At 62.3% G+C, this 12,298-nt stretch carries 12 protein-coding genes; 5 read left to right on the top strand and 7 right to left on the bottom strand.

Going from position 1 to position 12,298, the window contains the following annotated elements:
• Window positions 1-143: 143 nt before the first annotated feature.
• The 6 genes from KBY74_RS10925 to sufR form a co-directional block, all read right to left on the bottom strand.
• Window positions 144-1,517 (bottom strand): phosphatidylserine/phosphatidylglycerophosphate/cardiolipin synthase family protein, encoded by a 1,374-nt coding sequence (locus KBY74_RS10925; RefSeq protein ID WP_254942733.1) that lies wholly within the window; start codon window positions 1,515-1,517, stop codon window positions 144-146.
• Window positions 1,518-1,574: 57 nt separating this feature from the next.
• The gene (locus KBY74_RS10930) at window positions 1,575-1,757 is read right to left on the bottom strand and encodes a hypothetical protein (protein ID WP_254942744.1); all 183 of its coding nucleotides are present in this window, start codon (window positions 1,755-1,757) and stop codon (window positions 1,575-1,577) included.
• An 8-nt stretch (window positions 1,758-1,765) separates the two neighbouring features.
• A complete protein-coding gene (locus tag KBY74_RS10935; protein ID WP_254942734.1) occupies window positions 1,766-2,809 on the bottom strand; it encodes a DUF4912 domain-containing protein in 1,044 nt (347 codons plus the stop codon).
• 185 nt (window positions 2,810-2,994) lie between these two features.
• Entirely contained in the window at window positions 2,995-3,756 is a 762-nt protein-coding gene (locus KBY74_RS10940; protein WP_254942735.1) for a phycobilisome rod-core linker polypeptide, read from the bottom strand.
• A gap of 91 nt (window positions 3,757-3,847) precedes the next feature.
• Window positions 3,848-4,465 (bottom strand): phycobiliprotein lyase, encoded by a 618-nt coding sequence (locus KBY74_RS10945; protein WP_396123179.1) that lies wholly within the window; start codon window positions 4,463-4,465, stop codon window positions 3,848-3,850.
• 388 nt (window positions 4,466-4,853) lie between these two features.
• Window positions 4,854-5,504, bottom strand: a complete 651-nt coding sequence (gene sufR / locus KBY74_RS10950) for an iron-sulfur cluster biosynthesis transcriptional regulator SufR (protein ID WP_254942743.1) — start codon at window positions 5,502-5,504, stop codon at window positions 4,854-4,856.
• Between the two features lie 230 nt (window positions 5,505-5,734).
• Between sufR and KBY74_RS10955 the strand changes: the two genes are divergently transcribed.
• From KBY74_RS10955 to KBY74_RS10975, 5 genes are read left to right on the top strand one after another with little or no spacing between them, the layout of a single operon-like run.
• Window positions 5,735-6,121, top strand: a complete 387-nt coding sequence (locus KBY74_RS10955; protein ID WP_254942736.1) for a ferredoxin-thioredoxin reductase catalytic domain-containing protein — start codon at window positions 5,735-5,737, stop codon at window positions 6,119-6,121.
• Window positions 6,122-6,135: 14 nt separating this feature from the next.
• On the top strand, window positions 6,136-7,575 hold the full coding sequence (gene sufB, locus KBY74_RS10960) for a Fe-S cluster assembly protein SufB (RefSeq protein WP_254942737.1): 1,440 nt from the start codon (window positions 6,136-6,138) through the stop codon (window positions 7,573-7,575).
• Window positions 7,576-7,631: 56 nt separating this feature from the next.
• Window positions 7,632-8,435 (top strand): Fe-S cluster assembly ATPase SufC, encoded by an 804-nt coding sequence (gene sufC / locus KBY74_RS10965; RefSeq protein ID WP_254942738.1) that lies wholly within the window; start codon window positions 7,632-7,634, stop codon window positions 8,433-8,435.
• Window positions 8,435-9,547 (top strand): SufD family Fe-S cluster assembly protein, encoded by a 1,113-nt coding sequence (locus KBY74_RS10970; protein WP_254942739.1) that lies wholly within the window; start codon window positions 8,435-8,437, stop codon window positions 9,545-9,547. Before sufC ends, KBY74_RS10970 begins: the two co-directional genes overlap by 1 nt.
• Window positions 9,544-10,851, top strand: coding sequence for a SufS family cysteine desulfurase (locus KBY74_RS10975; RefSeq protein WP_254942740.1), 1,308 nt, complete (start codon window positions 9,544-9,546; stop codon window positions 10,849-10,851). Before KBY74_RS10970 ends, KBY74_RS10975 begins: the two co-directional genes overlap by 4 nt.
• On the opposite strand, the gene KBY74_RS10980 is transcribed toward KBY74_RS10975, so the two are convergent.
• Window positions 10,848-12,298, bottom strand: a 1,451-nt coding sequence (locus KBY74_RS10980) for an FAD-dependent oxidoreductase (protein WP_254942741.1), incomplete at its 5' end; no start/stop codon positions are given. The genes KBY74_RS10975 and KBY74_RS10980 overlap by 4 nt on opposite strands.

Consider the following 12,298-nt stretch of genomic DNA (forward strand, 5'->3'; position numbering starts at 1 on the left):
AATCGACCCAAGACCAGCTACGTTTGCCACGGCTGCATGAATGGCAGCAGAGACGTCATCTTTCCTGACAGCTACCGGGTCATCCAGGCGCTGGTCAGGAGCTGCTGCCAAGCGAGCTTGTTGTTGTTCCCACTTCTTCCCGCTTATCCCCTCTGCACCCCGCTGCCGCAGCGGTTGCGTTGCCGTTCCTGCTTGCGTTGCAGCCGCTCGGTGATGCCGAGCTCAGCGCCTTTCCAGAGCCGATTGATTTCAGAGGTGAAGTGCCCTGCGAGCATGGGGGAGTCGAACACCAGCAGGGTTTCGTCGTTCTGGTGGGCGGCTGATGGGCTCCAGTTGAAGGAGCCGGTGATCACGGTGCGGTTGTCGATCACAGCCAGCTTGTGGTGCAGTTTGTCGCCGCTGGCCAGGCGTGGTGTGCCGACACTCTCGAGGGGGCGCTGCCAGGGGCGGTTCGCTGCCTCCACGCCGCAGCGGTGATCGGGCAGCTGGGTGCCGAGTAGGTCGAGCACCTCACTGAAGGCCCGGTTCGCGAAGCCGGGATCGGCCAGCAGCCGGATCCGCACCCCCTGCCCCGGCAGGCGGGCCATGGCATCGGCCAGCCGCTGCTCCGACAGCACGAACAGGGCCATGTCCAGGTGTTTGCGGCTGCCCGAGAGCAGCTCCTCCAGCAGCCGTAGCCCCTGGTGGGGATCGCTGCGACGATGGGGGGCGAACAGCACCGTCACCGGCGTTGCCCCCACCAGCAGCTTTTGGGGAGCTCCGCCGCCCTTGCCTAGCCCAAAGCGGCTGTCGGGCTGGCCGCCGGGGCCGTCGCCCCACATCCGCTCAAACTCGGCCACAAAGGAGTTGGCGAGTTCACGGCTGCGCAGACGCAGTAGGTGATTGACGTTGCCGCGGCTGCGGTCTGCCCCCGGATCGCCGTGGATGCAGGAGGGGGTGAAATTGGCTGAGCCGGTCACCACCACCGCCCTGTCCACCACCATGAATTTGTGGTGCATGAGGCCACTGCCGGCGCTGCCATCGGCGGTGTCGTCGATCAGGGGCACGCCGGCCCGCTGCAGGATCGCCACAGCGTCCCCCCAACCGAGGGCCTTGAGCTGCTCATGGCGGGTGCGCTGGTGTGGGGCCAGATCGGCCGGATGTTCTTCGCTCCAGGGGCTGCTGTAGGTGTTTTCCAGCACCACCTTCACCGTCAGCCCCTCGCGGTGCTTAGCCGCCAGCGCTTCGGCCAGCTTCGGCAGCGACAGCTCCTGAACCGCTACCAGGATTTCCTGCCGCGCCGACTGAATACTGGCCAGCACGAAAGCCTCGAGATCGTCGCCCTGACGCCATTGACCGTTGATCGGGCTGCGGTAGCGGCTGGTTTCGGAGTGGTTGAAGGCCAGCTCGATGCCCCTGGGGACGGGCTTGGGCCGGGCTGACTGGCCAAGTAGCTGGGCGTCTGCACTGCAGCCAGCTAAAGCCAAGGCCACAAGGCTTGCCCAGGCGAAGGGGTGGCGCGGCGAAAGGTTGGCCATGGCAGCACTGGGCGGTTGAACCCAGGGTTCCCACATGGGACCTAGCTGAGGCTTTATCTAGTGGTGGCCGGGCATCTCGGCGGTGCGCAGCATCACCACAAACCAAGCAGTACCAATCAACACGGCGCTAAGCATGGCTGCTGGCAGGCCGAAGCGCATCAACACAACCGGCACAATCAGCGGAAATGCCAGTGCTCCTGCCATCGGCGTGAGGGCTACGGCAGAGCGCTTCAGTGCCAAGACTCGATTTAGAACCATTCGCTTACGGCCTTTTCGGCTGGGTTGCTGTTGTCTTCAGGGGTAGAGCGGCTGAATTCAAGGGTGATGTTGCGCTTCTGCTCGCCATCGGCGGCGACCGCCTCGATCGGATAAAGCTGCTGACCATCGCGGAAGGGCACTTGCACTCGGAAGGTGCCATCGGCGGAAAGGGGCACCTCCTCACCGCCAATGGTGAGGCGGGCAGAGGGATCGGTTGCCCCATACACAATCAGCTCAGCATCAGCCACAAGCCAGAACGAGCGTTGACGGGAAGCGACCCCGCCGATGCCGGAGGCGTTGCGGCCACTGGCCCATATGCCGGCACCAGAGGTGTTGAGTTCACTGGTGTCTAGCCCGGCTGCCTGTAGCTCATGGAAAGCCTCAGAACCCCTGCCAAGACTGCGCCAGCGGGCTGTGGCCGTTTGATAAAGGCGTTCGTGCAGTCCTGCATCGGCTGGCTCCACCGGCGTCGGCAGGATGGCTGGAGCCGTTTCCAACGAAAAGGGCACGAACTGATCGAGTATTTGCTCGCTGGGGTGCTGGGCCGGTACCCGTGCCACTGAAGAGAAGGCCAGAGATATCCAGCCGCCGCCGCCTTTGCGGTAGCCGAGTTCCACCCGGTAATCCCGATCGCACAGGGGTACGGGTAGATACCACTCGGTGGCATGGCTGTCGACCACCACTTCCTGCAGGGTGTGGGGGTGGGCTGAACCGCCCGGCAGGCCAGTTACGTCGGCGACGCGCAGGCAAAGCTGGGAGGCACCAGTTGCCAGGGCTGAGGCCCGATCGCTTTGGGAGATATCCCAGAACACGTAGGCCCACTGGGGATCGCGGGGCAGAAATACGACGCTGGTATTTGCTGCGCTGGGGCGGGGAGCTGGGGGTAGCTCTGCTTCGATTGCCTTGAGACTGATAGGCGTGTCCTCCTCCTCCTGGCGATCATTGATGGCGGCTAGGAGTTCATCCTTGGACTTACGGCTGTACAAGCCCACCCCAAGGTCGCTAGCGACCTGGCGAAGCTGACGCAGGGTCATGCGTGCCAATGCGGTGAATGCCTGAGTCACAGCAACAGATTTCTTTTGGGATCAGTGTGGACGAGTTTCTCCTGGCTCGGGTAGCTCGATCTAGAGCCGTCAGTAGATGCTGACGGCCTGGGTGCTGATGGCCCATAAAAAAGGGCGGCCTTTTGACCGCCCGGGGATTTAGTTGGGGACTGGCTTCAGCGGCCGATGCTGCGGTAAGGAACCTTGGACAGATAGTCCATGCTGACGCTGCCCGATGCACCGCCTTGGCTGCGCATGGCAGGCAGATTGCGTACCCAGGGGAGGTAGTCCTCGGGGAAGCCGCCACGGCGCTGACGGGAGCGAGCTGGGATCGTTTTGGCGGTGCCGGTGTACACAACTTGGGGGAAGCCCAAGATGCCGCGGTAATAGGCCTCGTATCGCGGAGTGGTGATGTTGAAGGGGGTTTCGCCCAGATCCCGGGAGCCCACCACGCGGTTGCGGTGGAAGGGAACGGTGTCGTAACCGAAGGCATCCAGGTATTCCTGGCCGTTGAGGATGTCGTCAACCATGCCCTTGACCCCGCGGGTCATCAGCACGGCCGCCCAGGCGATCTCCTCAGACCGGCCGTGGGTGGGGCGACCCAGAAGCTTTTCCACCAAGTGGCGCACCACTCGGTAGTTGCTGTTCAGGTTGTAGAAGCTGCGGGTGAAGGTGTCTGAGAGACACAGGGAGCGAATGAAATCCCGCACACTCATTTGGCCATCTCGCAGCTGGCTCTCCAGTGTCAAGTTGCGGTCGACCTTGAAGGCATAAAAGAAAATCTGTCGATAACACGACTCAATGACCAGATTTAGGTCTTTGGGATCCATTGCCCTGTCCATGGACATGGCTTTGGGGTCCTCATCCGAACCCACCCGAAGCGGGTCAACCCGCGAGTTTTGGGTAGTGGGCGCGTATTTCAGGAGGGGCAGGGCCACACAACTTCATCATCCGTCGTTGCTGATCGTAGAAGTGCAGCCGCGGTCGGCTTCGGCTGGCCGAGACAGGGCTCACAGTCCGTAACGTTCGTCACCATCCCAGGGGAGACAGGGGCTGCTCGGAAACGGGCTCTTGGGCCGTAGTTGTGGCCCCAGGCTGCGGGCTGTCGAGCAGCCGTGTTTCGACGCAGAAGGACGCCGTATTGGAGAGGCCCTCCACCGTGCTGGTGCGCAGGCGCACGTTGGGGCCGGCAAAGCTGAATCGCTCCAGGCTGGCCATGGTTTCGTAGCCGGTGGTGAGCAGTAGCCCATCGCGCTCGTCCATGGCGAAATGGCCTGCAACAGGGGCGGTTTCGGCGTAGCCGCGGTCGCGCAGCAGCAGGCCGGACCGGCCGATCTCATCGGTGGGGATTAAGCCGAAAACGCTCTCCCCTTCGTGGGCTTCTCCGGCCTTGTCCCACGCCATTGAGGCGTTCCAGGTCACCCGGCAGCCCCCAACGAGGCCGGCGGGATCTTCGCCGTGGAGCTCGGCGATGGCGATCAGGCGGGGGTCGTCTGCGGCGATCTCCACCACCTCAATGAAGGAGCCTCCCGCCTCAGCTCGCCGGTGCAGCAGGTGATGGCTGCTGCGCTGGGAGCGCCAGCGACCGCAGCTAAGGCGGAAAAAGCTGAGGGCGTCGGCGATCGCATCGGATTGGATTTCGCTCACTGGCGTGATGTGGCTGTGAATGTGGCTGGGGCTGCGGCGATGATCGCAAGCCGCGGCGATTAGGTCGCCCAGTTGTAGGGCCAATGGTGCCCGGCCCAGGGTGGTGGCCAGTTGCTGCAGCTGCCTGCCCGCCGCCTCTAATTGCTCCACCAGAACTGCCTGGAAGCAGGGGGCGTCGGCGAGCGCGGGCTGCTGGCTGGCCCAGGCGCAAATCGCGTCATGGCCTGGGAGTGCCCCCGCGGGCTGGTGGGTGGCAACCGCCTGCAGGCTGCGCAGGCTGTGGGCCAGGAGGCGCAGATGGTGCCGCTCCAAGGCAGGCAGGAGGGTGGCCTCCAGCTCCGCTAGTTCCGCTGCTGAAAGCGGACTTTGGGCCTGGGGTGGCGGCGCTTCAGTCGTCACGGCAGGGCGTCAGGCGAAAGCCGCAAGAGTGACCCTTCTCCAAGCGCCATTGCACCCGATCCACCTGGCAGTCGGGAAAGGTGTGGCGAATTAGCTGCAGCTCCTGGTCGCAGATGCAGGGGAATTGCTCGGCAATGCGCATCACGGAACAGTGAAATTCACTGAGCATCCAGGCTTGAGGGTTGCCGGCATCCTTGGAACATTCCGCCAGGTACCCCTCTTGCCGGCGTAAATCCACTAGTTGCTCCAGCCTCTCTTGAAGCGAGCCAGCGCCGATGCGGTGGCGGTAAGCGTCAGCCTGCTGAAGGGCTTGTTGTTCTAGGAGTCCCTGCAGGGTTTCAGGGGGCAGGTTGCCAGCCAGAGATTGCAGCAGACCGAGGGCGAAATGGTCGCTGCCATCGGGAAATTTCCCCTGCCCCTTGGCGGTAAGGCGCCAATAATTACTGGGCCTGCCCGGACCCTCAGCCGAAGGACTTGCTTCGACCAGGCCATCGTCTTCTAGGCCCCGCAAATGGCGACGCACAACCTGCACCGACATCGCCAGGTGTGCGGCTAGGGCGCTCGCGGTGGCCTCTCCATGCCTAACCAGCAAGGTGAGGACCGTATCCCGGGTGGATGCCGGATCGGCGTGCTGGTGAATGATTTCGGGAATGGCGCTCACGGCAAAGGCCGGTTGAGACAACGATGCCACGACTGGCGGGAGGTTGGGGATTGGTCCCCGCTGGCGGCCTTGGTGTCTTAAGCTCAATCCCTAACGAAACACATCGGTTTCGTAATGGTCTGCCGGCAAATCCTATTGCTGGCTGCCGATGGCACCGGATTCCGAGGTGCTGTTTGACTACCGCCTTCTGATCACCTTCCTTTCGAGCCATGTCCGACACTCCGGCCAGTTCGACCGCTGAGAGCCCCGCAGGGAGTTCGCCGGCGCATTCCGACAGCTTGGAGGTGATTCGAAAGTTTGCCGAAACCTATGCGCAGCGCACCGGTACTTACTTTTGTAGTGATCCCGGTGTGACCGCGGTTGTGCTTGCTGGTTTGGCCAAGCACAAAGATGAGCTTGGTGGTGCCCTATGCCCCTGCCGTCATTACGAGGACAAGCAGGCCGAGGTTTCCCAAGCCTTTTGGAACTGCCCTTGCGTGCCCATGAGGGAGCGTAAAGAGTGCCACTGCATGCTGTTTCTCACCGAGGACAATGCTTTCCGCGGTGACCAGCAGACCATTTCTTTTGACGAAGTTAAAGCCCTTACTGCCAGCTGAGTCGGTTTACCTCGATGAGTACTGCAACCGTTGGCGATCTAGTTTCACAGCCGTATAAGCACGGTTTCGTTACTGATATTGAAACTGAAAAGATCGCCAAGGGTCTGAGTGAAGACGTAGTGCGTCTGATCTCCTCGAAGAAAAATGAGCCTGAGTTTTTATTGGCTTTTCGGCTGCGGGCCTACCGCCAATGGCTGCAGATGCAGTCACCAGATTGGGCGGCACTTGGTTACCCACCGATTGATTATCAAAATATCATCTACTACGCAGCTCCTAAGCAGCAGGAGAAAAAAGCCAGTCTTGACGAGGTCGATCCCAAGCTGCTGGAAACATTTGAAAAGCTTGGCATCCCACTTAGTGAGCAGAAGCGCCTCTCCAACGTGGCGGTTGATGCTGTTTTTGACAGTGTCTCAATCGCCACCACGTATCGTGAAAAGCTTGCCGAGCATGGCGTTGTTTTCTGCTCAATCAGCGAGGCTGTAAAGGAGTATCCAGGTTTGGTAGAGAAATATCTTGGCACAGTAGTTCCCAGTAATGACAACTATTTTGCGGCCCTGAATTCTGCGGTTTTCAGCGACGGTTCTTTTGTTTTTATCCCCAAGGGCGTTGCATGCCCAATGGAGCTTTCAACATATTTCCGGATCAATTCCGCCGATACGGGCCAGTTTGAGCGTACTTTGATAATTGCCGAAGAGGGTGCTTCGGTTAGCTATTTGGAGGGGTGCACGGCCCCGATGTTTGATACTAATCAACTCCATGCAGCCGTCGTGGAGTTGGTGGTACTTGATGATGCTTCTATCAAATACTCAACGGTTCAGAACTGGTACGCCGGTGACGAGCATGGCATAGGTGGCATTTATAACTTCGTGACCAAGCGCGGCCAGTGCCGGGGCGACCGCAGCCGAATTAGTTGGACTCAGGTGGAAACTGGATCAGCAATCACTTGGAAGTATCCCAGTTGTGTGCTGCAAGGTGCTGATTCGGTGGGCGAATTTTATTCGGTTGCCCTCACTAATAACTATCAGCAGGCTGATACTGGTACCAAGATGATTCACGTCGGTCCTGGGACCCGCTCAACCATTGTCAGTAAGGGCATTAGCGCTGGTCATTCTTCTAATAGCTATCGCGGCCTTGTCCAAATAGGCCCTAAAGCGGTAGGGGCTAAGAATTACAGCCAGTGCGATTCGATGTTGATTGGCGATCAAGCTGGCGCCAATACCTATCCCTATATCCGCTCTCAGCAACCGGATGCCGCAGTGGAGCACGAGGCAAGCACTTGCCGCATCTCCGCAGACCAACTCTTTTACCTGCAAAGCAGGGGCATTGGTTTTGAAGAGGCGGTTTCGATGATGGTCAGCGGTTTTTGCCGCGACGTATTTAATCAACTGCCCATGGAATTTGCTGCTGAGGCAGACAAATTGCTTGCCCTCAAGCTCGAGGGATCAGTGGGCTGAGCCGCACCGATCTGTTCTATCTGTCCGTTCCCCTTTCCCGCCTTTCCTTACCTGCTGTGATTCGCCCAGACGCCCCGGTATTGCTAGAAATTTCTGACCTGCACGCGCGGGTTGAGGAGCAGCCAATCCTCAAGGGGGTGAACCTCACGATCCGAGCTGGTGAAATTCATGCAGTGATGGGGCGTAATGGCAGTGGCAAAAGCACACTTTCCAAAGTGCTGGCCGGCCATCCCGCCTACACGGTCACAGCCGGGTCTATTTCTTATTTGGGCTCAGATTTACTGGAGCTAGCGCCAGAACAGCGCTCCCGCTTGGGCTTGTTTCTGGGATTTCAATATCCGGTGGAGATTCCGGGGGTTAGCAACCTTGAATTCCTACGGGTGTCCACCAACGCCCGCCGCGCTCAAAGGGGTGAGGAGGAGCTGGACACCTTTGCTTTCGAGGACCTCGTGCGCGAGCGCCTCAAGGTGGTGCAGATGGATCCGGCCTTTTTAGAGCGCAGTGTCAACGAAGGCTTCTCCGGTGGAGAGAAAAAGCGCAACGAGATCTTGCAGATGGCCCTACTTGAGCCCTTGGTGGCGATCCTCGATGAAACCGATTCTGGCCTCGATATCGACGCCCTACGCATCGTGGCTGATGGGGTCAATCAACTCGCGGGCCCGGAAAATGCCACCTTGCTGATCACCCACTACCAGCGCCTACTGGATCTGATCACCCCCGATTACGTCCATGTGATGGCTGCGGGCCGGATCCTGCGCACCGGAGGCAAGGAGCTGGCCTTGGAGCTTGAGCGGACTGGTTACGAATGGGTGGATCAGGAGCTGGCTAGCAGGGGCCAGGAACCTGCGGAGGTGCTGTGATGCCAGCTGCGGTTATGCCAAATACTGCCGATTGGCTCACCCAACTTGCTGGCGCTCCCCTGCCGGGGCGAAGCCAGGAGGAGTGGCGATTCACTGGCCTGGCTGCCCTAGAGGCCTTGGCGCCCGAGCTCTGGAGTGGTGTCGATCCATTCGCCCAACTCAGCTTGCCCGCTGGCATTAGCCGCATCGGAGCTGATCAGGCGCAGGGTTTGCAGCAGCAGGTGCTCAAAGCCACAGGCGGCACCGATGCTTGGTCGGTGCGGCTTAATCAAGGCGCTTCGCCCCGCTGTCTGGCCTTGCGGGTGGCTGGAGCAGCAGATCCGTTGCAATTGCATTTTGACGCCGGCGCGGAGCCGGGTCTGCGGGCACTGCAGCTGGTGCTCGTGCTTGAGGAGGGCGCCAGCCTGGAGCTGCTTATTCAGCACGGCTCCAGTGGCCCCAATGCCACCAGCTTGGTAGCGGTGGCCCAGCTTGGCCGCGGCGCCCAGCTCAATCTGGGGCTCCTCGCGCCTGGCGATGCCCGCGCCAGCTTGCTCAGCCACCTGTCGATCAGCCAAGCCCCCGCCAGCTCCCTTCAGCTCACCACCGCAGTTGGGGGTTGGGCCCTAAGCCGGCTCGAGCCCTGCATCAGCCAGTTGGAGGGAGCAGCTCAGACGCGGCTGCGGGCCCTGCAGCTGGTGGATGGTCAGGAGCTGGCCGACACCCACAGCCAAGTGCGTTTTGAAGGTCCCGATGGGCAGCTCGACCAGCTCCACAAGGTGGTGGCTGATGGGGCCGGACGCAGCGTGTTCAACGGGGCTGTGCGGGTGCCGCGCAGCGCCCAGCAAACCAATGCCGCCCAGCTCAGCCGCAGCCTGTTGCTCTCCGATCGGGCCCGAGTGGATACCAAGCCCGAGCTCGAAATCGTCGCGGACGATGTCAAGTGCGCCCACGGCGCCACCATTAGTCGGCTGCAGCAGAACGAGCTTTTTTATCTGCAGAGCCGGGGTATTGGCGCTGAACAAGCTTCACGGTTGCTGTTGCGGGGCTACTGCGAGGAGGTGTTGCGCGAGCTTCCCGCGGCGGCGGCGGCCCTGAATCCGCTAAAGCTGCTGTTGCGGGAGCATCCATGACCATCAGCACCACCGCTGCAGCAGCCACCACCGCACCTACCACCAGCCTTGAGGTGGTTACGCCCAATCTTGCTGCCCTCACCCGGCCGGATTTCCCCCTGCTGGCCCAAACGGCTTGCCTTGGCCAGCCCCTGATCTACCTCGATTACGCCGCCACCAGCCAGAAGCCCCGTCAGGTATTGGCGGCCCTGCAGCACTACTACGACCACGACAACGCCAACGTGCACCGCGGCGCCCACCAGCTCAGTGCTCGCGCCACTGAAGGCTTTGAGGCAGCCCGCAGCAAAACTGCCACCTTCATCGGTGCGGCCAATGCGCGAGAAATCGTGTTCACCCGCAATGCCAGCGAGGCGATCAACTTGGTGGCTCGCAGCTGGGGCGAGGCCAACCTGGGCCCCGGTGATGAGGTGTTGCTCACGGTGATGGAGCACCACTCCAACCTGGTGCCCTGGCAGCTGCTGGCTGCGCGCACTGGCTGCGTGCTGCGCCATGCGGGCCTCACCGAGAGCGGTGAGCTGGATCTGGAGGATCTGCGCGGCCAGATCAGCGAGCGCACCAAGCTCGTGAGCCTGGTGCAGGTGAGCAACACCCTCGGCTGCCTGAACCCGATTGAGCAAGTGGTGGAGCTGGCCCACGCCGCTGGCGCTCTGGTGCTGGTGGACGCCTGTCAGAGCCTGCCCCATTTGGTGGTGAATGTGGCCCAGCTTGGCTGCGATTTCCTGGTGGGCAGCTCCCATAAGCTTTGCGGCCCCACCGGCATGGGCTTTCTTTGGGCCCGCGAGGCTCTGCTGGAGGCGATGCCACCCTTCCTGGGCGGCGGCGAGATGATCCAGGACGTCTACCTCGATCACAGCAGCTGGGCCGAATTGCCGCACAAATTTGAGGCGGGCACCCCGGCCATCGGCGAGGCGATCGGCATGGGCGCCGCCCTCGACTATCTCAGTGCCATTGGTCTCGAGCGCATCCACGCCTGGGAGCAGCTGCTCACCCGCCAGCTGTTTGCGCGTCTCCAGGCGATCGAGGGGGTACGTATCTTGGGTCCCACCCCCGAGCAGCAACCCGATCGCGGTGCTCTGGCGGCCTTCACGGTGGATGGCCTGCACGCCAACGACATCGCCGCCCTGCTGGATTCAGCCGGCATCTGCATCCGCAGCGGCCACCACTGCACCCAGCCCCTGCACCGCCTCTACGGCATCCCGGGCTCAGCCAGAGCCAGCCTGGGCTTCACAACCACCCCCGAAGAGATCGACCGCTTCGCTGAGGAGCTTGAAGGCACGATCACTTTCCTGCGCGAGCACAGCTAGTTGGCTGTGGGCACCGCCACCCCTGCGGCTGGCAATTCGCCCATGGCCGTGGTGGCCGATCGCTCGCCGGCTTCGATTGCCCCCTCGAAATAGCCCGGCCATCTCGGGGAAACCTCGCTGCCCGCCCAGATCACCCGGCCGTGATTGGCAGCTACTAGCCGGGCCGGGCCCGTCCAGGTGCCGGGGATCACGAAGCTGGTGAAGGCGCCGCCGCTCCAGGGCTCGTTATTCCAGTCCTGCACCACCAGCTCAAGCGGCTTTGCCGCTTCTGGCCCCCAGTTGGCCACTAGGTCGTCAATGACCAGCTGCCGCCGCTGCAGGGCTGGCATGGCGCCAAGTCTTAGGGCGCGCTCGCCAGCAATGAAGCCGGCCAACACGGCCGGCTGGCCTTCCGGAGGTCCGCTGTCGGCGGTGAGCTCCAGGAACGGCAGATCGCCGCTCCCCAGGCCGTTGAGGCCCTGCTCGCGCCAGAAGGGCCGGGCATAGATGGCCAGAATTTTGATCATTGCTCCCATGGGTGAGCGCTGCAGCAGGGAGCTAAGGGCTGCGGGCAGGGCCGGCTCGAAGCGGATCGCCAGCCGCAGCGGTGGCGGGATGGCCACGATGGCGCTGCCGGCGTGATGCCGCTCCCCGCTGCTGTCCACCAGGCAAACGCCGGTGCTGTCTTGAACGATCGCCTGCACGGGCCGGTTCAGCAGCAGGCTGCCGGGCGCTTGGGCCTCCAGGGTTGAGGCGAGCCGCTGGGCAACAGCTCCGGCCCCGCCGCGGACCAGCCAGGCCTCCGGGCTCTCCGCCTGGGGGGCGACGGCCTGGGTCCAGGCCAGGTGCAGGATCGAAGCCTCCCAGGGTTCAAAGCCGCCGGAGCCGCCCATGCGGCAGAGCCAGTCGAGGGGTAGGCGGGCTAGGGGGACGGTGGTGTGGCGCTCGGCCCACTGCGCCACCGTGAGGCGGTCGAGCTGCTCGGCATCGGGGGTACGCCAAGGCTGGAGAGGATCCATTTGGGCCACCAGGGCGGTGAAGGCCCGCTGCAGGAGCTGAAAGGCGTCCAGCTCCGCTGCAGTCAGGCCGAGGCTCTCAGGGTTAAAGAAGAGATGGCTTGACGCAAAGTCTTTTGCCAGGGGTGCTTCCACCCTTCTGCCGCGCCAGTGGAAGACTCCGCGGTCGCCGTAGTGGCTGGCAAAGCGCTCGAGTGCTAGCTCGTTTATCAGGGCCGCGAAGCGGTGGTGGCTGGCGCCGCCCCATTGGCCGCCTAGGTCAATGACGCTGCCATTGGCGCTGGTGCTGCTCAGCATGCGCCCGCCCACCCGGCTCCGGGCTTCCAGCACCCGCACCACGCGGCCGGCGCTTTGCAGTCGGCGGGCAGCCACCAGGCCCGAGAGCCCGGCACCCACGATCAGCACATCCACCTTTTTAGTCATGGCTTGATCGGCTGGGGGCGTTGCGCTCA

This window comes from Cyanobium sp. A1C-AMD (assembly GCF_024346495.1).
GTDB lineage: Bacteria > Cyanobacteriota > Cyanobacteriia > PCC-6307 > Cyanobiaceae > Cyanobium_A > Cyanobium_A usitatum.